The organism is Catenuloplanes sp. NPDC051500 (genome assembly GCF_044454585.1).
Taxonomy (GTDB): Bacteria; Actinomycetota; Actinomycetes; order Mycobacteriales; family Micromonosporaceae; genus Catenuloplanes.
Window position 1 is genome coordinate 144,240 of sequence record NZ_JBITDX010000016.1, and the last position, 21,985, is coordinate 166,224.

At 69.8% G+C, this 21,985-nt stretch carries 22 protein-coding genes; 11 read left to right on the forward strand and 11 right to left on the reverse strand.

Annotated elements, in window-relative coordinates; all coding sequences use genetic code 11:
• Positions 1 to 9: 9 nt before the first annotated feature.
• The 6 genes from ACIA8K_RS28445 to ACIA8K_RS28470 all read left to right on the forward strand — a co-directional run bounded on the left by ACIA8K_RS28445 (position 10) and on the right by ACIA8K_RS28470 (position 4,741).
• On the forward strand, positions 10 to 210 hold the full coding sequence (locus ACIA8K_RS28445) for an acyl-CoA carboxylase subunit epsilon (RefSeq protein WP_396064579.1): 201 nt from the start codon (positions 10 to 12) through the stop codon (positions 208 to 210).
• A gap of 120 nt (positions 211 to 330) precedes the next feature.
• Complete coding sequence (locus ACIA8K_RS28450; protein WP_396064581.1) at positions 331 to 750, forward strand: hypothetical protein; 420 nt, start codon at positions 331 to 333, stop codon at positions 748 to 750.
• Positions 747 to 1,325, forward strand: coding sequence for a hypothetical protein (locus ACIA8K_RS28455; protein ID WP_396064583.1), 579 nt, complete (start codon positions 747 to 749; stop codon positions 1,323 to 1,325). Before ACIA8K_RS28450 ends, ACIA8K_RS28455 begins: the two co-directional genes overlap by 4 nt.
• Before the next feature lie 614 nt (positions 1,326 to 1,939).
• Positions 1,940 to 3,061, forward strand: coding sequence for a type VII secretion-associated serine protease mycosin (gene mycP / locus ACIA8K_RS28460; RefSeq protein ID WP_396064585.1), 1,122 nt, complete (start codon positions 1,940 to 1,942; stop codon positions 3,059 to 3,061).
• A 330-nt stretch (positions 3,062 to 3,391) separates the two neighbouring features.
• The gene (locus ACIA8K_RS28465; protein ID WP_396064587.1) at positions 3,392 to 4,045 is read left to right on the forward strand and encodes a Maf family protein; all 654 of its coding nucleotides are present in this window, start codon (positions 3,392 to 3,394) and stop codon (positions 4,043 to 4,045) included.
• A gap of 39 nt (positions 4,046 to 4,084) precedes the next feature.
• A complete protein-coding gene (locus ACIA8K_RS28470; protein WP_396064589.1) occupies positions 4,085 to 4,741 on the forward strand; it encodes an O-methyltransferase in 657 nt (218 codons plus the stop codon).
• Positions 4,742 to 4,807: 66 nt separating this feature from the next.
• Here the strand turns inward: ACIA8K_RS28470 and ACIA8K_RS28475 are convergent, their stop codons facing one another.
• From ACIA8K_RS28475 to ACIA8K_RS28490, 4 genes are all read right to left on the reverse strand, one after another.
• Positions 4,808 to 6,094 carry an MFS transporter gene (locus ACIA8K_RS28475; protein WP_396064592.1) on the reverse strand — a complete coding sequence of 429 codons (1,287 nt, stop codon included), beginning with the start codon at positions 6,092 to 6,094 and terminating at the stop codon, positions 4,808 to 4,810.
• 20 nt (positions 6,095 to 6,114) lie between these two features.
• On the reverse strand, positions 6,115 to 6,879 hold the full coding sequence (locus tag ACIA8K_RS28480; protein ID WP_396064595.1) for an ABC transporter permease: 765 nt from the start codon (positions 6,877 to 6,879) through the stop codon (positions 6,115 to 6,117).
• A 2-nt stretch (positions 6,880 to 6,881) separates the two neighbouring features.
• The gene (locus ACIA8K_RS28485) at positions 6,882 to 7,823 is read right to left on the reverse strand and encodes an ATP-binding cassette domain-containing protein (RefSeq protein WP_396064597.1); all 942 of its coding nucleotides are present in this window, start codon (positions 7,821 to 7,823) and stop codon (positions 6,882 to 6,884) included.
• A 102-nt stretch (positions 7,824 to 7,925) separates the two neighbouring features.
• Entirely contained in the window at positions 7,926 to 8,537 is a 612-nt protein-coding gene (locus tag ACIA8K_RS28490; protein WP_396064599.1) for a PadR family transcriptional regulator, read from the reverse strand.
• 103 nt (positions 8,538 to 8,640) lie between these two features.
• On the opposite strand from ACIA8K_RS28490, the gene ACIA8K_RS28495 reads away from it, so the two are divergent.
• Positions 8,641 to 10,428: an acetyl/propionyl/methylcrotonyl-CoA carboxylase subunit alpha gene (locus ACIA8K_RS28495; protein WP_396064601.1), complete on the forward strand. Its 1,788-nt coding sequence runs from the start codon at positions 8,641 to 8,643 to the stop codon at positions 10,426 to 10,428.
• 297 nt (positions 10,429 to 10,725) lie between these two features.
• On the opposite strand, the gene ACIA8K_RS28500 is transcribed toward ACIA8K_RS28495, so the two are convergent.
• On the reverse strand, positions 10,726 to 11,304 hold the full coding sequence (locus tag ACIA8K_RS28500) for a TetR/AcrR family transcriptional regulator (protein WP_396064603.1): 579 nt from the start codon (positions 11,302 to 11,304) through the stop codon (positions 10,726 to 10,728).
• A 109-nt stretch (positions 11,305 to 11,413) separates the two neighbouring features.
• On the opposite strand from ACIA8K_RS28500, the gene ACIA8K_RS28505 reads away from it, so the two are divergent.
• From ACIA8K_RS28505 to ACIA8K_RS28515, 3 genes are read left to right on the forward strand one after another with little or no spacing between them, the layout of a single operon-like run.
• Complete coding sequence (locus ACIA8K_RS28505) at positions 11,414 to 11,872, forward strand: MarR family winged helix-turn-helix transcriptional regulator (RefSeq protein WP_396064605.1); 459 nt, start codon at positions 11,414 to 11,416, stop codon at positions 11,870 to 11,872.
• A 1-nt stretch (position 11,873) separates the two neighbouring features.
• Positions 11,874 to 12,914 carry an ABC transporter ATP-binding protein gene (locus ACIA8K_RS28510; RefSeq protein WP_396064607.1) on the forward strand — a complete coding sequence of 347 codons (1,041 nt, stop codon included), beginning with the start codon at positions 11,874 to 11,876 and terminating at the stop codon, positions 12,912 to 12,914.
• A complete protein-coding gene (locus ACIA8K_RS28515; protein ID WP_396064609.1) occupies positions 12,911 to 13,714 on the forward strand; it encodes an ABC transporter permease in 804 nt (267 codons plus the stop codon). The genes ACIA8K_RS28510 and ACIA8K_RS28515 overlap by 4 nt, the downstream gene beginning before the upstream one ends.
• 173 nt (positions 13,715 to 13,887) lie before the next feature.
• Here the strand turns inward: ACIA8K_RS28515 and thrS are convergent, their stop codons facing one another.
• From thrS to ACIA8K_RS28540, 5 genes are all read right to left on the reverse strand, one after another.
• Positions 13,888 to 15,105: a threonine--tRNA ligase gene (gene thrS, locus ACIA8K_RS28520; RefSeq protein ID WP_396064611.1), complete on the reverse strand. Its 1,218-nt coding sequence runs from the start codon at positions 15,103 to 15,105 to the stop codon at positions 13,888 to 13,890.
• Positions 15,106 to 15,301: 196 nt separating this feature from the next.
• Positions 15,302 to 16,162: a transglutaminase domain-containing protein gene (locus ACIA8K_RS28525; RefSeq protein ID WP_396064613.1), complete on the reverse strand. Its 861-nt coding sequence runs from the start codon at positions 16,160 to 16,162 to the stop codon at positions 15,302 to 15,304.
• Positions 16,162 to 17,100, reverse strand: a complete 939-nt coding sequence (locus ACIA8K_RS28530; protein WP_396064615.1) for an alpha-E domain-containing protein — start codon at positions 17,098 to 17,100, stop codon at positions 16,162 to 16,164. Before ACIA8K_RS28530 ends, ACIA8K_RS28525 begins: the two co-directional genes overlap by 1 nt.
• Positions 17,094 to 18,692 carry a circularly permuted type 2 ATP-grasp protein gene (locus tag ACIA8K_RS28535; RefSeq protein WP_396064617.1) on the reverse strand — a complete coding sequence of 533 codons (1,599 nt, stop codon included), beginning with the start codon at positions 18,690 to 18,692 and terminating at the stop codon, positions 17,094 to 17,096. The genes ACIA8K_RS28530 and ACIA8K_RS28535 overlap by 7 nt, the downstream gene beginning before the upstream one ends.
• Positions 18,693 to 18,977: 285 nt before the next feature.
• Positions 18,978 to 20,396 (reverse strand): NAD(P)H-quinone dehydrogenase, encoded by a 1,419-nt coding sequence (locus tag ACIA8K_RS28540; protein ID WP_396064619.1) that lies wholly within the window; start codon positions 20,394 to 20,396, stop codon positions 18,978 to 18,980.
• Positions 20,397 to 20,496: 100 nt separating this feature from the next.
• On the opposite strand from ACIA8K_RS28540, the gene ACIA8K_RS28545 reads away from it, so the two are divergent.
• Positions 20,497 to 20,955, forward strand: a complete 459-nt coding sequence (locus tag ACIA8K_RS28545) for a gamma-glutamylcyclotransferase family protein (protein WP_396064621.1) — start codon at positions 20,497 to 20,499, stop codon at positions 20,953 to 20,955.
• A 120-nt stretch (positions 20,956 to 21,075) separates the two neighbouring features.
• On the opposite strand, the gene ACIA8K_RS28550 is transcribed toward ACIA8K_RS28545, so the two are convergent.
• The gene (locus ACIA8K_RS28550; protein WP_396064624.1) at positions 21,076 to 21,819 is read right to left on the reverse strand and encodes a hypothetical protein; all 744 of its coding nucleotides are present in this window, start codon (positions 21,817 to 21,819) and stop codon (positions 21,076 to 21,078) included.
• Positions 21,820 to 21,985: the final 166 nt, after the last annotated feature.

Genomic DNA, 21,985 nt, shown 5'->3' on the forward strand with positions numbered 1-21,985 from the left:
TCTGGCCTAATGCACTCCGGCGACCGTGCCCCAGACCTCACCATCCTCCGGGGTACGCCCACGGCGGAGGAGATCGCGGCGCTGGTGGGCGCGTTACGCGCGGTGGCACGGATATCCGCTCCCCCGGCCGCCGCCCCGGAGTCGACGTGGGCCCGCTCCGCCCGTCCCGGCTTCACCCCGTCGTGGCAACACTCCGCATTGCCTAGATGAGCCATCAGTAACGATCCCATGTGAGAAATCGCATCCTCCGGACAAATTGCCGACGCCCCCAAGAGTGAGCCTCGATTGGCTAACCTCGATCCCTGGGGCGGGCGGCGCTGGGAGGGACTCATGGGGATACCCGCGGACGATCAGGGACCGGCCTGGCTGCACGACTACGGCCGCATCGACGCCGACATCGAGGCGATGTCCCAGTTCGCCCACAGCTTGATCGACGAGATCCAGCAGAACTACACGCCGTACGCGACCCGGGTGATCGCGGACATGGAGTCGGAACACCCGGTGCCCGGGTTCGACGAGCTGCTGCACTTCCTGACGGCGCACAAGACCGCCTCGGAGGCCGCCACCGACAACGTCTACTGGTACATCGAGGGCGGCACCCGCCTCAGCAACGCCGCCGCCGACGTCAGCTCCCGCTACGCGGACGCCGACGCCTTCTCACTCGCACAGACCCGCGACGTGCTCGAAGCACTCGAGGCCAGCGGCGCCGGCACCCGCACCGACGCCTCCGACGACCAGGTGGTGCTGTGACCATGGCGCTCGACAACGGACAACCGGACTGGTCAGGAACGCCGTGGCACGCGAAGAACGTGCCCGAGATCTGGGCCGCCGTGGCCGGCCACACGCCGGACGCCTACGCCGCACATCTCGCGGGCTGGCGCCGCACCGCAGAACTCCTCTCCCAGCACATCGCCCGGATGCTCACCTACCGCGAGAACCTGGCCGCCGCCTGGAACCCCGACCACAGCCCCGCCGCCGCGATCTACCTGGCACGCTTCGACGCCGACATCGACAACGCCCAACGCACCCTCGACGCCAGCGTGGCCAACTACGCGGCCTACTCCGCCGCGATGAGCGTGGTCACCGACGCACAGAACACCCTCCACCCCCTCCAGGCCGAATACGCCGCGAACATCGCAGCCGAGGAAGCCCACCGGCAGACGGTAGGCGGCACGGGATACCGAGGCGGAGCGGCAATAGCGATGAGCGCGCCGGACGTGGACGCACGACAGCGGGAGTTGACACGACTGGCACAGGCCGTGATGTACCGAACCAGCCAGGAACTAATTGAGGCAACGGCAGCACTTCAGGTGCCACCCAAGTAAAACGAGTCAGGATTGGATTTCGCACCATCCAATCCCGGCATTCGACCTCCCTCGATTCCAGCCATAAGTTCAACGATCCCATCGCCGGCACACTCAGTCAATATTGAACTTCCGGCGGAAGTTCCTAATCCGGGACCTGAAACAGAGCATGTCAATCCAATTCTTGCGGGAACGACTGGACAAAATGTTTCCGCCAGCAGCCCGGCCGGCATTGATGGATCGCCCATAATCGCGATCGACACCGCCACGCCTCACCCCCTAGTACCAAACCCCACAATTATTGGCAAGCGGCCGGAACGCGGGAATGGATTCAGCTCAGCCCCACAAAACTCAAACGATGGCCACATCGGTCCAATCCTTGGCATCCCCCCGAAAAACCGCGCAGTATCCAACGTCAACGCGATCCGCGGCGCATCTAGCAATGCCATTACCGGAGCGACTCCGAGCGGCCCAATCGGCTTCCCCGCGCACGCAGCACAGCCAGGCAGGCCTACGAAGAAAGATGGCAGCGATGCCGACAGTCCTTGGAATGCAGAATCGGGAGTGGTGCCCGTTATCCGTACCGATCCACCAGCAGCCAAGATCGATCCGGGTCCGGCCATCGGCCTAGAATCATGAGGAAACGCGCAGCGCACATCGCCATTGCGCTCACCCTCGTCGCAGTACCACAAATTCAGCCACAGGCAGTTCGAGGCGCACAACAATGGCACCTAACCTATCTCAATGCAGACGAAGCGCAAAAAATCGCAACGGGCCGCGGAGTCACGGTCGCGGTGATCGACTCAGGAGTCGAGATACACCACGACCTTGCAGATGCCATTCTGCCAGGTACGTCCTTCCTTCCCGGCGATGGATCAAATGGCCAAAAGGATGAACAAGGACATGGAACAGCGATTGCGGGCCTCATCGCTGGGCGAGCCAGCACACAGAGTGCGGCCGGAATTGCTCCGGACGCCAAGATCCTACCCATAAGGGTTTTCGATTCGGAAGGGAAAGGAAGTACCGACAATATTGCCAAGGGCATCAGATGGGCAGTCACGCATGGCGCCAAGGTTATTAACCTATCCAACAGCGGCGGACCGAATGCCGAAATCCGGAGAGCCGTAGAAGAGGCATTAGCAGCAGGTATCATCATCGTGGCAAGCCCCGGGAATAAACCGACCCAAAACATCATCGCTTTCCCGGCCTACCTAGACGGCGTAATCGCCGTAGGCGCCACGGACAAGAACGGCGGAATAGCCGACGTATCTATTACCGGAGACAAACTGTCACTCACGGCCCCGGGCGTCGATTTAATAAGCACTTGGATCGGTCAGAAATATCAGTCCGGGACTGGCACGTCGGGGTCTGCGGCGATTGTTTCTGGGGTGGCGGCTTTGGTGTGGAGTCGGTATCCGGGGCTTTCGGCGGCCGAGGTGGTGCACCGGATGACGGCCACGGCCGTTGACAAAGGGGCACCTGGGCGCGACCCCGAATATGGCTTCGGAATTGTGGATCCAGTGGCGGCGCTGACCGCTGACGTACCCCCGCTGGGATCTTCGGCGGAGCCGGCCGGGAGCGACACGCCGAATCCTCCGCCGCAGGAGCCGAACACCATGGGCCAGGTCGCCGTCATTCTGGTGGCAGTGGTCGCCAGCCTGCTGGGCGTGGCCCTGGTCGTCGCGCTCCTGGTCTTTCGCCTGCGTGGCCAACACCGCAGAAACGAGCCCGGCGTCCACAGCGACGCCGACACCTGACAGAAATACGGCTGACAGAAATACGGCTGACAGAAGCACGGCCAACGAAAAGGCGGCTGCGCCCGGGACCCGCGAATCGCGAACCCCGGGCGACCACCACGGCCACAGCACGGGACATCAAGCGGCGCTGCTCGACGAGGACCTGAACCAGGCGCCCGGCAGCGGCCGGCGGGTGGTGGCGACTTAGCCCCTCCCGACTTCAGCACGGTACGAAGCGAATCTTGCGAGTCTGATTCCGCTCCGTTACGGCCCGGTTTAACTTTTGCCCGATTTATGCCTGACCCGCCCGGTCCGTGGGGGCGGTGACGACTACCGGTAGCGTATGGATCCGTGTTGACCGAGAACCGGCCCCGCCTGGTGCTGGGCTCCGCGAGCCCCGCCCGCCGTTCCCTCCTCCGTGCCGCCGGGATCGATCCTGAGGTGATCGTGAGCGGGGTGGACGAGTCGGCGGTGGAGGCGGTCAGTGCGGACGCGTTGTGCCTGGTGCTGGCGCGGCTGAAGGCTGCGGCGGTCGCGGATCGGGTACGTCAGACGGAGGATGCGACGCTGCCGGGCACCGAGCCGGGAACGCTTGTGCTGGGGTGTGACTCGGTGTTGGCGTTCGGCGGGGAGATCCTCGGCAAGCCGGACGACGCGGATGACGCGGTGCGCCGGTGGCGGGCGATGCGCGGGCGCAGCGGGACTCTTTACACAGGTCACAGCCTGGTCGACGTTTTCGGTGAGCGGGAGGCCGAGGGCGTCGCGGCGACCGTGGTGCACTTCGCGGACCTGTCCGATGAGGAGATCACGACCTACGTGGGTACGGGTGAGCCGCTCCAGGTCGCCGGGTCGTTCACGATCGACGGGCTTGGTGGCGCGTTCGTGGAGCGGATCGAGGGCGATCACGGGACCGTGGTGGGGCTCTCCCTGCCGATGCTCCGCCGCCTGTTCGCGCAGCTGGGCTACTCGATCACCGACTTCTGGACCGCCCCGAACGGGGCCTGAGAGGCGCGCCCGGCGTCGATACGTTCTAGCGTGGGCGGCATGGAGTTCAAAACACTGCCACATTCGCCCGAGTTGTACGAATACGCGCTCACGCACAGCCTGCCGCTCGACGATATCTCCCGTGACCTGGTCCGGGAGACGCACGAGGCGCTCGGCCCGGGCGAGGTGACCATGCAGGTGTCGCCGGAGCAGGCGAGCCTGTTGACGCTGCTGACGAAGCTTGTGGGGGCGCGCACCGCGGTGGAGGTGGGCACGTTCACCGGCCTGTCGTCGCTGTCGATCGCGCGCGGCCTCCCGGCGGACGGGCGGCTGATCTGCTTCGACATCTCCGAGGAGTACACGTCTGTGGCGCGCCGCTACTGGGAGCGCGCCGGCGTCGACAAGCAGATCGAGTTGCGCATCGGCCCGGCCGCGGAGAATCTGCGCACGCTCCCGGCCGAACCCCACCTCGACCTGGTCTTCATCGACGCGGACAAGGTCGGCTACCCGGCCTACTGGGCCGAGTTGGTCCCACGCATGCGTCCCGGCGGCCTCCTGATCGTCGACAACGTTCTCCGCCACGGCTACGTGCTGGAGCCCCGCAACGAGGCCGACCGCGCGATCGCCGCCTTCAACGACATCGTGGCCGCCGACGACCGCGTCGAGGCCGTGCTCCTGCCCCTGGCCGACGGCATCACCCTGGCCCGCCGCCGCTGACCGGAACACATCAACCCACGACCGCACATGGGTACGCCGAGAGCGCGCCAGATGGGCGGAGGGCGATCAGGTCACGGGCTCCGGAAGTGTCCGTCCCAGGCGGATCACTATCAGCACCGCGGCCAGGATCAGCGCGGGCAGCAGGAGAAAGGCGAGGTGCGGGCCGGTCTGGTCAGCGACCCAGCCGAGCAGCAGCGGGGCGGCGCCGAAGCCGATCGCGACCGAGTAGCTGGCGGTGGCGGCCGCCCGGTCGGACCGGCCGGGGGCACCGGCCATGGCGAGCGAGATGACAAGCGGGTAGTGCATGGCGTTGCCGAGGCCGAGCACGATCAGGCCAGCGGCGGCGAGCCAGCCGACCGGGGAGCTCCAGAACAGCACGAGACCGGCCGCGGAGACGCCGAGGGCGGCGAGCAGCAGCGGGACCGGCCGTACGCGAAGCGCGATCCGGGCGCCCGCCAGCCGGCCGGCGAGCATGCCGCCGACGATCGCGGCGACGGTGGCGGAGGCGCCGCCGGGTGACATGCCGGCGTGGTCGCGCAGCACGTCGGCGGCCCACAGCGACAGGCACACCTCGATCGACCCGGTGACGCCGAGCAGCGACCAGGCCATCCAGTACGCCCGGGGCAGTGGTCCCTTCGCCTCGCCGCCCACACCGGAGCCCGGTGATCCGCCGCTCCCGGGCGACGCCACCGGGCCGACCGGCACGGCATACCCGGACGGGACCGCTGGACCTGGCGATGCCGGCGATCCGGGCGACGTGCCGGCTCCCGGGTCGGGGACGTGACGGGATGGGGTGCGAGGCCGGCGGCGTACCCCCGTGACTGTGGCGGTTGCCGCGATCAGCAGGATCAGGGTGGCGAAGCCGGGGCGCCACGTGTCCCAGAGGCGGGTGCTCAGGCCGATGAGCAGCGGGGCGAGCATGCCGAAACCGACCGCGGCCGCGTTCGCCTCGGTGATCGCGGTGGGGGCGACCGGGCCGTGGTGCGAGGTGAGTTCGCTTACGGCGCAGCTGACCGCGGTCCAGCCGGCGGTGGAGGCCAGGGCGGCGGCGGTGAGCGTGGCGGGCAGCGAGGTCGACGAGACAAGCATTGCGGTGGCGAGGGCGAGGCCGCCGAGCGCCAGCCACATGGTGCGGGGACGGCCGAGGCGACGGGTGAGCTGTGGGATGAGCGCGCCACCGAGCAGGCCGCCGACCGCGAGCGCGGTGCTGTGCAGGCCGGCCACGGCGGCGGTGGTGCCCTGCTCGTCGCGGAGCAGGGGCACCACCGGGCCGAAGCCGTAGAGGAAGAAACCCCAGAGGCCGAGCTGGACGTAGAGGAGCCAGGTGGTCCGGTCACGCACGAGTCGGGGCACCGGACCACGGTACGAGGAGGTCAGCGGATGCTGCGGGCGAACATCCGCGCGGCCCACACCGTGGCGGCCACGGCCAGGACCAGCGTAATCACCAGGCCTTGCCAGACCTCGGGCGCGCCGGGATCGCCGGCGAAGAGCGCGCGGGTGCCGTCGACGGCCCAGGAGAACGGGTTCCAGTCGGCGACGCGTTGCAGCCAGACCGGAGCGAACGTGAGCGGCAGCAGGATGCCGGAGAGCAGCAGCAGCGGCTGGGACAGCGTGTTCATCACCGGGGCCAGCGCGTCCTCGCTCTTGAGCAGCAGCGCCACGCCGTAGGAGAGCGCGGACGTCATCAGGGCGATCAGAGCCAGCATGAGGTACGCCAGGAGCAGGTCGCCGATCTCCACGCGGAGTCCGAACGGCATCGCCAGCAACGTGATGATCACGGCTTGGACCAGCAGGCTCACCACGTCCTGCAGGGACCGGCCGAGCAGCAGCGCGGTGCGGCTGACCGGCGTGACCCGGGACCGCTCGATCACGCCGGCGCGCAGCTCGGAGATGAGGCCGAAGCCCTGGAAGAGCCCGCCGAAGATGGCAAGCATGACGAGCAGGCCGGGCACGAAGGTGCGGTAGACCTCGGCGTCGCTTATCGTGCCGCCGCCGGACAGCGCGGGCTTGAGCAGCGGCGCGAAGAGCAGCAGGAACATGAGCGGCTGGAACAGGTTGATGAAGATCCACACCGGCTGGCGGAGCAGCATGCGGAGCTGGTTCTGGAAGACGAGCCAGATGTCCCGGAAAAATTTCATTGTCAGCTCTCCCGCAGCGATCGGCCGGTCTTCTCCAGGAACACGTCGTCGAGGCTGGGCCGGTGCAGCTCGATCGTGCCGAGCGGGAGACCGGCGCCGTCCAGCGCGCGCATGATCTGCGGGATGGCGGTGCCGCCCGCGTCGACGTAGAGGCGCAGGCCGTCGCCGGTCTCCTCAAGCCGCGTCACGTAGGGGGCACCGGTCAGCAGCTTGGCCGCCTCCTCGGTGGCACCGCCGACGCCCACGGTGATCACGTCACCGGCGATCTCGCGCTTCAGCTCCGCGGGCGTGCCCTCGGCGACGAGCATGCCGTGGTCCATGATGGAGATCCGGTCGCAGAGCGCGTCGGCCTCGTCGAGGTAGTGCGTGGTGACGAACACGGTCATGCCCTGGTCGCGGAGCCGGCGGATCTCGTCCCACATGTGCACGCGGCTCTGCGGGTCGAGGCCGGTGGTCGGCTCGTCGAGGAACACCACCCGGGGCTGGTGGATGATGCCGAGCGCGATGTCGACCCGGCGGCGCTGACCGCCGGAGTAGGTCCCGCAGGTCCGGTCGGCGAACTCGCCCAGCTGGAACGCGTCGACCGCAGCGTCGGCGCGGCGGCGGGACTCGGCCTTGCCGACGCCGTAGAACCGGGACTGGAGCACCAGCTCCTGGCGGGCGATGCTGCCGTCGCTCGTGCTGCCGCCCTGGGCCACGTATCCGATCCGCCTGCGGACGTCGCCCGGAGACTTGATCAGGTCCGCGCCGGCGATCGTCGCCTGTCCCCCGTCCGGCGTGATCAGCGTGGCAAGCATGCGCAGCATCGTGGTCTTGCCGGCCCCGTTCGGGCCCAGGAAGCCGTAGATCTCGCCGGCCTCCACGTAGAGGTCGACGCCGCGCACGGCGTCCACAGTTCCCCGGCGGCTGCGGAACGACTTCCGCAAGCCCTTTGTCTCGATCATGTCCCCGCTCAACTCCCCCAAGCAGCATCGGTACGAGCGCGCGCCCCGGTCGGGCGCGCGCTCAGGCTAACGCGATATAGCTTGGCTAATCAAGCTTGATTATTACTCAATGTCCTCGGCGAACCCCTGCCATCCCTCCGGCCACGGCATGGACGCCGGCAGATAGCTGCTGCCACTCTCCACAAGCGCCGCGATCCGCTCGCACCAGGCGATCTCCCCCTCCGCGCGGGCCATCTGCAACTGCCACATCCAGGCCACGTGCGGTGGCTTGCCGGAGGTCTCGCTCATCCAGCCGGAGTCCATCGCGGCCTGCAGGCTCTCGGTGTTCGCGCGCAGCATCCGGGCCCGGTTGCGCAGCGCGGCGGCCGCCTCGTCGCGGGGCAGCGCGGGCAGGAAGGAGAACGCGGCGAAGAACGGGTCGACCGAGCCCTCCACCGACCACCAGGCACCGCGCAGCAGGCCCTGGAACTCCTCCTCGCCCTTCGGCGTGATCTCGTAGGTGGTGCGGGCCGGCCGCGCGCCGACCTGCTCCGTCGCCACCTCGCGGAGCAGGCCTTCCTCGGTCAGCTTGCGAAGCGCGTGGTAGATCGAGCCGGGCTGCACGTTCGCCCATCGGTCGGCGCTCCAGCTGAGAAGCTCGCGGCGGACGTCGTACCCGTGGACGGGCTGGGCCCAGCGGACCAGGCCGAGGATCATCAGGCGGGTGGTAGACACACCAAGAAGCGTAATAAACAAGTTTGACTAGTCCACAGGATCGATCCCGTGGACGCTAAACTCCCGGTCAGTAACTTACCGGCGGGGTGAGCAGGAGCGTGCCGTGCGAAAGGTTCTGATCGCCAATCGCGGCGAGATCGCCGTCCGGGTCGTCCGCGCCTGCCGGGACGCGGGCCTGGCAAGCGTCGCGGTCTACGCGGACTCCGACCGGGACGCGCCGCACGCCCGGCTGGCGGACGAGGCCTACGCGCTCGGCGGCGACACCCCGGCGGACACCTACCTGCACATCGGCAAGCTGCTGGACCAGGCGGCGCGGTCCGGCGCGGACGCGGTACACCCCGGATACGGGTTCCTGTCCGAGAACGCGGACTTCGCCCAGGCGGTGCTCGACGCGGGCCTCACCTGGATCGGCCCGACCCCGCAGGCGATCCGCGACCTCGGCGACAAGGTCACCGCCCGGCACCTCGCACAGCGGGCCGGCGCGCCGCTCGTGCCCGGCACCCCCGATCCGGTCGCCGGGCCGGACGAGGTCATCGCGTTCGCCGACGAGCACGGGCTGCCGGTCGCGATCAAGGCGGCGTTCGGCGGCGGCGGGCGCGGACTCAAGGTCGCCCGCACCCGGGAGGAGATCCCGGCGCTGTTCGAGTCCGCCACCCGGGAGGCGATCGCCGCGTTCGGCCGGGGCGAGTGCTTCGTCGAGCGGTACCTGGACCAGCCGCGGCACGTCGAGGCGCAGGTCCTCGCGGACACGCACGGGAACGTCGTCGTGGTCGGCACCCGGGACTGCTCGCTGCAGCGCCGCCACCAGAAACTCGTCGAGGAGGCGCCGGCACCGTTCCTCACCGACGCGCAGCGCACCCAGATCCACGAGTCCGCCAAGGCGATCTGCCGCGAGGCCGGCTACCACGGCGCGGGCACTGTTGAATACCTGGTCGGCCAGGACGGCACGGTCTCGTTCCTTGAGGTCAACACGCGCCTCCAGGTCGAGCACCCGGTGACCGAGGAGACGTCCGGCATCGACCTGGTGCGCGAGCAGTTCCGGATCGCTGACGGCGAGCGGCTGCGCTTCACCGCGGACCCGGTCCCGCGCGGCCACGCCATAGAGTTCCGGATCAACGGTGAGGACCCGGGCCGCGGCTTCCTGCCCGCGCCCGGCACCGTCACCACGCTGGTCCTGCCGGCCGGCCCGGGTGTCCGGGTGGACGCCGGAATCTCGTCGGGAACAGTGGTCGGCGGCGCCTTCGACTCGCTGCTGGCCAAGGTGATCATCGTCGGCGAGACCCGGGCCGAGGCGCTGGAACGGGCCCGGCGCGCGCTCGACGAGATGATCGTCGAGGGGATGGCGACGGCGCTGCCGTTCCACAGGCTGGTGGTCCGCGATCCCGCGTTCACCGCCGAGCCGTTCACCGTCCACACCCGATGGATCGAGACCGAGTGGTCAGGTGAGGTGCCCGCGTTCACCGGCGGCGGGGCCGCGGAGGCGGAGACGCCGCGCGAGACGATCGTGGTCGAGGTGGGCGGCAAACGGCTGGAGGTCAGCCTGCCCGGCGGGCTCGGTGCTTCCGGTGGATTCGGCTCCCCCGGCGGGCTCGGCGCCTCGGGCGACGGTGGCGCCCGGAACAGCCGTTCGTCCACCCGCCGCACCGGGGGACGGGGCGCCGCGACGGCCGCCGGTGGGGACGCGCTGGTGTCGCCGATGCAGGGCACGATCGTCAAGATCGTGGCGAACGAGGGCGACACCGTGTCGGAGGGCGACCTGATTGTGGTGCTTGAAGCGATGAAGATGGAGCAGCCGCTCAACGCCCACAAATCAGGCACCATCACTGACATGACGGCCACCGTCGGCGGGACTGTCGCGGCCGGCGGAGTGGTCTGCACGATCAAGGACTGAGTCTTGTACCGCTCGGGCACGGGCAGGAGGCCCTCTCGGCACGGGCAGGGAGGCTCTGCGGCGCGGACAGGGAGACCGCTCGGCACGGGCCGGGAGGCTCAGCGGCACGGCGTCGGCCGGCCTCGGCGGGCCGCGACGCCGCGGTTGAGGGAGGACTCAGCGCGAGCTGAGGGGCCGATCAGCGTCACGGCTGAGTACAGATTCAGCTACTGCTGAGGTTTAGCTCAGGAGCCTGAGGGAGGACTCAGCACACTGAGGAACGACTCAGCGAGCCGAGAACGCGGGCCGGAAGACCGCTCAACGGGTATCAAGAGCCGACAGCACGGCGCGGGCGATGGCCCCGGGGGCGCGGCCCGAGCCGCGCGGAAGCGCACCGGCCAACCAGAGGGTGGCGACCCCCTGTGCAGTGGACCAGCCGGCCAGCCCTCCGTCCGCAGCGGAAGCCTCCGGCAGGTCACGCACCGCAGGAGCGTCCGGCAGGTCGCGCGCCGCCGCGTCGAACGCGTTCGCCAGCTTTGCGCGTACCGTGGCCAGCTCGGCATCGTCCGACCGCAGTACGTCCGGGCTGAACATCACCTCGAAGTGCGCCCGGTGCCGGACCGCGAACTCGACATAGGCCACCACCATCTCCCGGAACGATCCGGTCCGGACGCGCGTCTCCGCCAGCTCGGTCGCCAGCAGCCGGTATCCGTCGATCGCCACCGCCGTCAGCAGCCCCGCCCTGTCCCGGAAGTGATGCGCCGGCGCGGCGTGCGAGACCCCGGCCCGGCGGGCCAGTTCCCGCAGGCTGAGCGCGGCCGGGCCGGACTCGCCGAGCACGTCGACCGCGGCGTCGAGCAGCGCCCGCCGTAGGTCTCCATGGTGGTAGGCCTTCACCCCGACACCCTAACTTGACGTTGACAAGATGCACAGCGGCGAGCATCTTGTCACTGACAAGTTCGCTAATTCATTTGGCACCTAACTATCAGGGAGCTAACGTCATGGCGTGGACACCTCACGACTGCACGAGGCCCCGCTCGGCAGCCTGCTCGTCCTCTCCGGACGGCTCGCCCAGCAGCGGTGGGGCAACTACCTGGCCACCCACCACAACCTGACGCCCGCGGGCGTCGCCGTGCTGACGGTGCTCGACGCGAACGGCGATCTCGGCCACCGGGAGTTGGCGGAGCGGTGCTTCTTCAAGCCGGCCACGCTCACCGGCATCGTCGACACGCTTGAGAAGTCGGGCCACGTGCGGCGGCAGCCGGACCCGGCTGACCGTCGTGCGATCCGGCTGGTCATCACCGAGTCCGGCCAGGCGGCGATCGCGAAGGTGCAGGAGGTCCGCACGCTCACCCAGCCGCTCACCTCGGTCGACGCCGATCCGGCGAAGGCCGCCATCGTCCGACAATTTCTGATGGAGCTGATCTCCACCATGGAGGATCCACGTGAACTCACCAGCAGTTGAGGTGAAAGAGCTCGTCAAGCGGTACCCGAAGGCGCCGGTCAACGCGGTCGACGGGCTCAGCTTCGAGGTGGCGCCCGGCGAGATCTTCGGCCTGCTCGGGCCGAACGGTGCCGGCAAGTCGACGACGATCGGCGTCCTGACCACCCGGGTCAAGGCGACCAGCGGCAGCGCCACAGTGGCCGGCCGCGACGTGATCCGGGACGGCGTCCGGGCGCGCAGCGCGTTCGCGGTGGTGCCGCAGCGCAGCAACCTGGACCGGTCGCTCACCCCCCGGCAGAACCTGCGGTTCCACGCGGCGTACCACGGGTTCTCCAGGGCGTACCGGAACGCGCGCGCGGACGAGCTGCTCGACCAGTTCGGGCTGACCGAGGCCGCGGACAAGAAGATCGACTTCTACTCGGGCGGCATGACGCAACGGCTCATGATCGCGCGGTCGATGATGCACGAGCCGACGGTGCTGTTCCTTGACGAGCCGACCACAGGCCTCGACCCGCAGTCCCGGATCTTCCTGTGGGAGCGGGTGCGGGAGATGCGCGACCGCGGCGTGACAATCGTGCTGACCACGCACGACATGGACGAGGCCGCGGAGATGTCGGACCGGGTCGGCATCGTCGACCACGGCAAGCTGCTCGCGCTCGACACGCCGGGCGCGCTGACCCGGCGGCTCTCCGGCCAGGCCGTGCTGGAGCTGACAGTCACGCCCGCGCCCGGCGACGACGCGGACAAGCTGATCGCGGCGCTCACCGACGTGGACGGCGTGGCCCGCGGCGAGCGGGTCAGCAGCGCCGGGCCGGCGATCCCGGCGGCCGCGCTGGCGATGATGGCGGCCCGCGGCGGCCCGCCCCCGACAATGCCGGCGATGCCCGCGGCCGACGGCGCCGAGGTGACGGTCCGCCTCTACCTGGACCGCGCCGCCGCCGCGCTGCTCGGCCCGGTGGTCTCCGTGCTCGACGCGCGCGGCGCCACGCTTGCGAACGTGCAGCTCGGCGACCCGAGCCTGGAAGACGTGTTCATCGACCTGACCGGAAGGGGGCTGCGATGACCGCGACCCTGGAATCCGCCCCGCCGCGCCCGTCCGCGATCAGCGCGTTTACCGCGATCCTCTGGCGGGACCTGTTCGTCACCGGCAAGGAGATCTGGGTGTTCCTGGCCCAGACCGCGTTGCAGCCGCTCTTCATGCTCTTCGTCTTCGCGAAGGTGCTCAACGCCGGCGGCTTCGTCTCGGAGGAGTACTCCCACCTGCTGCTGCCCGGCATCGTGGCGCTCACCGCGTTCCTCACCGCGTTGCAGACAGTGGCGCTGCCGCTGGTGATGGAGTTCTCGTTCACCAAGGAGATCGAGGACCGGCTGCTCGCGCCGCTGCCGACCTGGGCGGTCGCGGTGGAGAAGATGGTGCTCGCGGTGCTGCGGTCGCTGGTCTCCGTCGTGATCATGTTCCCGATCGGGTTCCTGGTACTCGGCACGGTGTCCTGGAACGCCGACGGCGTACCGCTGATGGTCGTTGCTCTGCTTCTCGGCTCCTGGGTGGGTGCGGCGATCGGGCTCACGCTCGGGACCGTGGTGCAGCCGTCCCGGATCAGCATCATGTTCGCGGTGATCCTGACGCCGTTGATGTTCACCGGCGCGACCCAGTACCCGTGGAAGTCGCTCGACTCGATGGCCTGGTTCCAGGTGGTGACGCTGTTCAACCCGCTGACCTACCTGTCCGAGGGGGTCCGGGCGGCGGCGGTGCCGGAGGTGCCGCACATCGCGCCGTGGATCTCGCTGCTGGCGCTGCTCGGCTTCGGCGCGCTCTTCACCACCACCGGCCTGGTCGGCTTCGCCCGCCGCGCCGTCACCTGAGCACTGCCGGAGGGGGATCAGATCCCCCTCCGGCAACCCTTGGCAGGCGACAAGCAAGAGCTCAGGAGCGGACTTTCCCGCTCTGCGGGTGGTTGCGGCCCGCATGCTCCCGCGGGCACCGGTCGTCGCCCAGGGCTCCTCCCTTCCACTCCCGCGCGGCACCGGCCGAGGGCCTACACGCCGTATCGATGCGGGTCGGCCTCGTCGCGGAGACGGCGCAGCGCCGCGTCCGCAGGCATCGGGGCGAGGCCCGGTGCGTTGCGCGGGCGCAGTGAGACCTGGCCGGACTCCGCCTCCGCCGGTCCGATGATCGCGGCGTAGGAGACCCGGTGCTGCGCGGCCCGGCGTACCCGGGAGCCCACCGAGCCCTCGGACACCACCTCGGCGCGCAGCCCGGCGAGGACTGCCGCGCGGGCGAACTCGTGCGCCGCGTCCTCCTGCCCGGCCGAGATCGGCAGCACCTCCAGCTGACGCGGCGCGTACCAGAACGGGAACGCGCCGTCGTGCACCTCGATCAGGTAGGCGAACAACCGTTCCATGCTCCCCACCAGGCTCCGGTGGATCATCACGGGCCGCTGGCGTTCGCCTGCCGAGTCCACATAGTCCAGATTGAACCGGGCGGGCTGATGGAAGTCGACCTGCACGGTGGAGAGGGTCATCTCCCGGCCGCCCGCGTCCTGCACCTGGATGTCGATCTTCGGTCCGTAGAACGCGGCCTCGCCCGGCTCCTCCACGAACGCGCGGCCGGACGAGAGCAGCACGTCGCGCAGGATGCCCTCGGCCCGGTCCCACATCGCGGCGTCGCCGACGTACTTCGGGCCGGAGCCGCGCAGCGACAGCCGGAAGCCCGCCGGTTTCACGCCGAGCGCCGCGTGCGCCCTGTCGATCATGCGCAGCACCAGATCGATCTCGTGCGCCACCAGCTCCAGCGGCACGAAGACGTGTGCGTCGTTGAGCTGCATGCCGCGTACCCGGCTCAGCCCGCCGAGCACGCCGGACCGCTCGGACCGGTACATGCCGCCCAGCTCCGCGATCCGCAGCGGCAACTCCCGGTAGGACCGGCCGCGCGACCTGTAGATCAGCGCGTGGTGTGGACAGGCCGACGGTCTCAGCACGAACTCGTCGTCAGGCGAGGAGGAGAGCGCCATCACCGGGAACATGTCGTCCGCGTAGTGCGGCAGATGCCCGCTGGTCAGGTACATCTCCTTCTTACCGACGGGCGGCGAGTGCACATGCTTGTACCCGGCGCGGCGCTCCTCCTCGCGCAGGTACTCCTCGACCGCGTGGCGTGCGGCCGCGCCGTCCGGCAGCCACAGCGGCAGACCGGCGCCGGCCATCGGGTCGGTGGCGAAGAACTCCAGCTCACGGCCCAGCTTGCGGTGATCCGACATCACAACATCTCCTTCGGGGGTACGGATGGGACCGCCCGCTTCCGAGGGAGAGACAAACGAAGCCCCGGAGCGAACCGCCCCGGGGCTTGCGTGCGTCGAACTGCGGTCAGCGCAGAGACGGTCGCCGCCGGGGAGAACCCGGCGTCGTCGTCAGCTGGCTGTGTCGCATGGCGTCGATCGTACCCTCTCCGATGTCCTACCGCAGCCGGGTTAGCGTGACCTCGACCTCCTGGCCGGTGTTCGCCGGCCCGGAGAAGATCCCCTTCAGCGGTGACACGTCGCCGTAGTCCCGCCCGCGCCCGACCACCACGTGCCGTTCCCCGACCGGGACGCCGTTTGTCGGGTCGAACGCGGTCCAGCGCCCCACCCACCACTCCACCCAGGCGTGGCTCTGACCCGCGACGCTCTCCCCGATGCCCGCGTTCGGCGCCGGGTGCAGGTAGCCGGAGACGTACCGCGCGGGTGTGCCGGTCGCCCGGAGCAGGCCCACGACCAGGTGGCTGATGTCCTGGCAGACGCCCTTGCGCTGCTGCCACGCCTGGATCGCGTCGGTCTGCACGCCTGTCGCGCCGGTCTCGTAGGTGACGTCCTGCCGGATCCGCTCGCAGAGCGCGAGCGCGGCCGCGTGCGGGGTGGCGTGCGTGCCGCCGATCTCCTTCGCCAGCGCGGTCAGCTCCTCGTCGAGCGCGGTACGCGGCGTGGCCACCAGCAGCTCGTGCCAGCGGTCCACAGTGTCCGGCACGGCCAGGTCGTCCCAGGAGAGGCCCTCGTGCGTGGCCAGCAGGTCGCCGGCCGGCAGCGTCTCGACCGTGGCGGTCGCCGTAACCTGCAGGTTGTCGTGCGGGGAGTGCACGTCGAACGCGGTGACGACAGTGCCCCAGTAGTCCTCGTAGCGGTGCGTGCGGGCCGGCGGCCACACCTCCACGCGCGCGTCGAGCACGGCTTGGCGGGCCTCGTTCCGCGGGGACATCCGGGCCTCGTTGTACGAGGAACGGACCTTCCCGGCGTACGTGAAGCCGGTCCGGTGCTTGATCTTGAGTCGCCAGGAGTCGACCATCAGACCGTCACCTCGCTGACCCAGCTGACCGCGCTGGTCTGGCGGAAGTACCTGGTGGAGACCGCGCCGTTCACCTGCGAGCAGGTGCGCTGCAGCCCGGCCAGCACGGTGCCGAGGTCGCCGAGCAGCTCGTCCGGCCCGCGGAACTCAAGGTTGGTGCGGGCCCGGCCGACGATGCGCTGCGCGTCAGTGGCGACGCCGGCCCGCCCCGGCTCCGGCTCCAGGTCGCGCAGGCAGGACTCCGCGGTGGCCAGCGCCGCGAAGACCGACCGCGGGAAGAGCCGGTCCAGCAGCAGGAACTCGGCGGCGTGACGGTCGTCGAGCGAGCCGCGGTAGGTGCGCAGGAACGTCTCCCACGCGCCGCACGACCGCAGCAGCGTCAGCCAGGACGGGATGCTGCCGCCGGCACCGACGTGCGTGGAGAGCAGCCGGGACGTCATGTCGACCCGCTCCACGCTGCGGCCCAGCACCAGGAACAGCCAGCCCTCGTCGCGGCTCATTGTCGCGTCGGTCAGGCCGGCCATCACCGAACAGCGCTCGCGGACCCAGCGGAAGAACGCGTGCACGCCCTGCTGCTCGACCCGGCGGCGCGCGTCCGGCAGGCCGTGCCAGGTCGCGTTCAGGCACTCCCACATCTCGGCGGAGATCGCCTCGCGGGCGCCGCGCGCGTTCTCCCGGGCGGCGGCGAGCGCGCCGGTGACCGCGCTGGGATTGCGCTGGTCCAGGCCGAGCAGGCCGACCATCCGGGCGGACGAGTAGGGCGGCTCGACGCCGGGCAGGCCCATCACGGTGAGCAGCGACCGGCAGGCGGTCTGCTCGTCGATCCACGGGTCGGCGAGCATGCGGTGCAGGTGGACGTCGAGGATGCGGGCCGTGTCCTCGGCGCGCTCGACGTACCGGCCGATCCAGTAGAGCGACTCGGCGATCCGGCTCAGCATCCGGCACTGCTCCCCTGCTGTTGCTGCTGCTCCTGCTGGGCCTGCACGCTTGTGAGGTCCGCGCCGGGCCCGGGGTCGGGCGCGATGCCGTCGTGCAGCTCCGCCAGCTCGGGCTCCGGGGCGACGGGCTCAAGCACCGGCGGAGCCGCCGGCGGAGACTGCTCCGCGGCCAGGATCCAGGTGTCCTTCGAGCCGCCGCCCTGGCTGGAGTTGACCACAAGCGCGCCCTCCGGCAGCGCCACCCGGGTCAGGCCGCCGGGCAGCACCCAGATCTTGTCGCCGTCGTTGACCGCGAACGGGCGTAGGTCCACGTGCCGGCCGCGCAGCCGGTTGCCGACGAGCGTGGGGACCATGGAGAGCTTCACCTCGCGCTGCGCGATCCAGCCGCGCGGGTCGGCCAGGATCCGTTCCCGGACCGCGGCCAGCTCCTCGTCCGTGGCCTGCGAGCCGATCACGATGCCCGCGCCACCCGCGCCGTCGACCGGCTTGATCACCAGCTGGTCGAGGCGGTCGATCACGTGGGCGAGCGCGTCCGGCTCCTCAAGCCGGTAGGTGTCCACGTTGGGGAGCAGCGGCTCCTCGTTCAGGTAGTAGCGGATCAGCTCCGGGACGTAGGTGTAGAGCAGCTTGTCGTCCGCCACGCCGTTGCCGACCGCGTTCGCGATGGTGACCCGGCCGGCGCGGGCCGCGTTGATCAGCCCGGCCACGCCCAGCACCGAGTCGGCCCGGAACTGCACCGGGTCCAGGAACTCGTCGTCGACCCGGCGGTAGATCACGTCGACCCGCTGCTCACCGGCGGTGGTCCGCATCGCGACCTCGTTGCCGACGCAGATCAGGTCCCGGCCCTCGACAAGTTCGACGCCCATCTCCCGGGCCAGCAGCGTGTGCTCGAAATACGCCGAGTTGTGCACGCCGGGCGTCAGCACCACCACAGTCGGATCGTTGATCCCGACCGGGGCGGCGGCCCGAAGAGCCTTCAAGAGCTGTCCGGGGTACGAGTCGACAGGGCAGACCCGGGTGGCCGCGAACACCTCCGGCAGCACGTGCGCCATCGCACGCCGGTTCTCCATCACGTAACTCACGCCGGACGGGATGCGGACGTTGTCCTCGAGCACCCGGAACGTGCCCTGCTCGTCGCGGATCAGATCGACGCCGGCGACGTGGATGCGTACCCCGTTGTGCGGGGTGATCCCGAAGGCGGCCCGGTGGAAGTTGCCGGAGGTCATCACGACCCGGCGCGGCACCACGCCGTCCTTCAGGACCTGGCCGGGTCCGTAGACGTCGGCCAGGAACGCCTCGAGCGCGCGGATGCGCTGGGCCACACCGGCCGAGACCGCGGTCCACTCCGCGTTCGCGATGATCCGCGGCACGATGTCGAGCGGGAACGGCCGCTCCACGCCCTTCAGCGCGAACGTGATGCCCTGGTCGAGGAACGCGCGCGCGAGCACGTCGGCGCGAATGCCCAGTTCGGCGCTGGACAGCGGCTGCAGCGTGCCGTGCAGCGCCTCGTAGATCTCCCGGGCCAGACCGGGCGCGCCGAACATCTCGTCCCACCCGGGTCCGAGTCGGTAGTCCTCGAACAGGTCCGCCATGGGGTGAAAATTACGCCGATCTCATTGCGTACGCATTACGGATCTTGGATCGGCGTCCGCTTTCTCGCAGCGTGCGGCGCATGCGCGGGCCGCCGGCACGGGACCTGCCGGCGGCCCCGGCGCCACGCGCCGCCGACCTGCATCGCTTCGGCCGGCGGGTGACACCGACGCCCGACATCGAGAACGGGGGACCCGATGTCAAAGGCCCCTCCACGGTACGCGCCACACGGCGACCTGAACGCCAAATGTGGACGATTCGCCCCGGTGAGTCATCGCATAGATCAACTACTCCAGATCGTGAAGCATGAGCTGGCGCGCGGCCTCCGCCACCGAACCGGACAGCGACGGGTAGATCGTGATCGTCTGCGCGATCTGGTCCACGGTCAGGTTGTTCTCCACCGCCACCGCGATCTGCTGGATCAGCTCGCTTGCCTTCGGCGCCACCACCACGCCGCCGATGATGTGCCCGCTCGGCCGGCAGAACATCTTCACGAAGCCGTCGTGCAGATCGTCCATCTTGGCGCGCGCGTTGCCGTTCAGCGGCAGCATCACCTGGCGGACCGAGACCTTGCCGGAATCCGCCTCGTCCTGCGAGATGCCGACCGTGGCCAGCTCCGGATCGGTGAACACGTTCGCCGCGACGGTACGCAGGCGCAGCGGGCGGACCGCGTCGCCGAGCGCGTGCCACATCGCGATCCGGCCCTGCATGGCGGCCACGCTCGCAAGCGGCAGCACGCCTGTGCAGTCGCCGGCCGCGTAGATGCCGGGGACGTTGGTGCGGGACGTGCGGTCCACCGTGACGTAGCCGCCCTTGGACACCTCGACGCCGTACTCGGCCAGGCCAAGCTCCTGGGTGTTCGGGATCGAGCCGACCGCCATCAGCGCGTGCGAGCCGAAGACCTCCCGGCCGTCGGCAAGCGTCACCTTCACGCCGTCGCCGCCGCGGACCACCGACTCGGCGCGCGAGTTGTTCAGGATGTTCATGCCACGGGAACGGAACACCCGCTCGATCGCCATCGCCGCGTCCGCGTCCTCGTGCGGCATCACCCGGTCCCGGCTGGAGACAAGCGTCACGGTGACCCCCATCGCCAGGTAGGCGCTTGCGAACTCCGCGCCGGTCACGCCGGAGCCGATCACGACCAGGTGCTCCGGCAGCTCCGGCAGGTCGTAGATCTCCCGCCAGGTCAGGATGCGCTCGCCGTCCGGCATCGCGGACTCGAGCTGACGCGGCGTCGCACCCGTCGCGATCAGCACAGTTCTGGCGTCAATTGAATACTCAGCGTCACCAGTATCCGGCGTGATCAGCACGCGGTGGGTGTGACCCAGCGTGTCGTCGCCGAGACGCGCGCGGCCGGACACCATTGTCACACCCGCCTTGATCAGCTTTTCGTGGATGTCAGACGACTGCGCAAGCGCCAGCCGCTTCACCCGGCCGTGCACCGCGGGCGCGTCGACGGTGACCGCCTCCAGGCCGTCCGAGTCGATGCCGAACTCCTCGGTGTCCCGGAACGCCGTGACCACCCCCGAGCTGGCGATGAAGGTCTTCGACGGCACGCAGTCGAACAGCACGCAGGCCCCGCCCGCACCGTCCTGCTCGACCACCGTCACCTCGGCGCCCAGCTGCGCAGCGACAAGTGCCGCCTCATATCCGGCCGGACCGCCACCGATGATGACGATTCGCCCCGCCCCAGCCCCTACGTTCATGCCTTTCCTCCCAAACACGATCTGATTTTTCCCCGTAAACCAGATACGACACGCTCGGTCATATTCTCCCCCAACCGTCGGTCCGGCTATCGTCATCGCCGTGCGTCATTACGCCGCGTATGGCTCAAACCTCGACCCAGCCCGCATGCATGCTTACGCTCCGCACTCGCCCATGATCGGGGTCGGGTGGCTGGAGGGGTGGCGGCTGACCTTTGCCGGGGAGGACGTCCTCGGTTGGGAGGGGGCCGTCACCACGGTAGTGGAGTCGCCAGGCGACCGCGTGTTCGTGGCCCTCTACGACGTCGACGAGTTCGACGCCGCCCAACTCGATGAGGTCGAGGGGGTGAACTCCGGCACATACCGGAAGCTGACCGTGCGCGTCGCCACGCTCGAGGGCGAGGTGACCGCGTGGGTCTACGTCCTCAACGGATACGAGGGCGGCCTCCCGACCTCGTGGTACCTCACCGAGATCGCCAACGCGGCCCAGGCCGCCGGCGCCCCGGACGACTACGTCGACGACCTCCGGGCCCGGCCGACGCGTACGGCCAAACCGGAGTAGCGGCCCGTGTCAGCTCGGGTCAGTCCTCGGGCTGATCCGGGCTGGTCCTCGGCTCAGTCCTCTGGGCTGGTCCGGCTCGGTCCTTGGGCTGGTCCGGCTCGGTCCCTGGGCGCGTCCGGCTCAGTCCTCGGGCCAGACGAGGGCGGTGACGGAGGTCAGCAGGCCGAGCAGCTCGGCCCGCTCCGTAAGCGTGAGCACCTCGTAGGCCTGGCCGGCTATTCGGTCGGTCACCGAGTCCGCCCACAGCCGCCGCCTGACCAGCGGCGGCACCTTCGGGTACGGCGGCTGCCACCCGTAGGCCACCGCGCCCGCCTCGCCCTCCGGCCCGGCGATCACCGCCTCCAGCGGGCTCAGGCCGCTGACCCGGGCCGCCAGTAGGTGTGCCGCGTTCCGGTGCTCGCGCAGCAGGTGCAGCAGGATCGCCGCCCGCCCGCCCGGCGCGTGCTCAGGCAGCGGCATCGCCCGCCACGCGGCGAACAGCGGCAGCCCCGCCGGCTCCGCCGCAAGCACCACCCGCTGACACAGCTCGGTCAGCCGGGCCAGGCGGGGAAACGTGGACAGCCGCTCCGCACCCCACCGCGCGCACTCGATCAGGTGCTCCGCCGCGATCCTGGACGGCGGCAGCACCATCACTGCGGCATCCCACCCGTCCGAGACCGCGTCCGGCGCTATGAAGCCCAGCGCGGCCGCGACCGTGTCCGCCCGGACGTCGCCGAGCGCGCCGCCGCGCGCGGCCACGTAATAGGCCCAGCCGGACAGTCCCAGCCGCCGTGCACGCTGCAACGTCAGCGGATCCTCCGCGAACGCCCCGCCGAGACGCAGCACATGCGCCTTCGCGGCTGCCGCCGCCTGGTCGGGGGTCACGCGCCCGATTCTGCCTTGGGCACGCCGTCACGGTCAGCCCTGCCCCGGCGCGCCGCACCTTTCCGCGTCACGGTTTCGGCGAACGGCGCCGCAGGCTCGACGAACGGTCCATTCTCGGCAGTGCCGCCCTCCCCCGGGCTCCGCTTCCGCGCAGGTGGGAGCGCTT

Coding starts and splice junctions, on each gene's coding strand:
- thrS (WP_396064611.1), bottom strand. CDS start 15,105: ATGTCGGATCACCGCAAGCTGGGCCGTGAGCTGGAGTTCTTCGCCACC.
- mycP (WP_396064585.1), top strand. CDS start 1,940: ATGAGGAAACGCGCAGCGCACATCGCCATTGCGCTCACCCTCGTCGCA.
- ACIA8K_RS28470 (WP_396064589.1), top strand. CDS start 4,085: ATGGAGTTCAAAACACTGCCACATTCGCCCGAGTTGTACGAATACGCG.
- ACIA8K_RS28525 (WP_396064613.1), bottom strand. CDS start 16,162: ATGGTCGACTCCTGGCGACTCAAGATCAAGCACCGGACCGGCTTCACG.
- ACIA8K_RS28480 (WP_396064595.1), bottom strand. CDS start 6,879: ATGAAATTTTTCCGGGACATCTGGCTCGTCTTCCAGAACCAGCTCCGC.
- ACIA8K_RS28515 (WP_396064609.1), top strand. CDS start 12,911: ATGACCGCGACCCTGGAATCCGCCCCGCCGCGCCCGTCCGCGATCAGC.
- ACIA8K_RS28530 (WP_396064615.1), bottom strand. CDS start 17,100: ATGCTGAGCCGGATCGCCGAGTCGCTCTACTGGATCGGCCGGTACGTC.
- ACIA8K_RS28540 (WP_396064619.1), bottom strand. CDS start 20,396: ATGAACGTAGGGGCTGGGGCGGGGCGAATCGTCATCATCGGTGGCGGT.
- ACIA8K_RS28485 (WP_396064597.1), bottom strand. CDS start 7,823: ATGATCGAGACAAAGGGCTTGCGGAAGTCGTTCCGCAGCCGCCGGGGA.
- ACIA8K_RS28535 (WP_396064617.1), bottom strand. CDS start 18,692: ATGGCGGACCTGTTCGAGGACTACCGACTCGGACCCGGGTGGGACGAG.
- ACIA8K_RS28450 (WP_396064581.1), top strand. CDS start 331: ATGGGGATACCCGCGGACGATCAGGGACCGGCCTGGCTGCACGACTAC.
- ACIA8K_RS28445 (WP_396064579.1), top strand. CDS start 10: ATGCACTCCGGCGACCGTGCCCCAGACCTCACCATCCTCCGGGGTACG.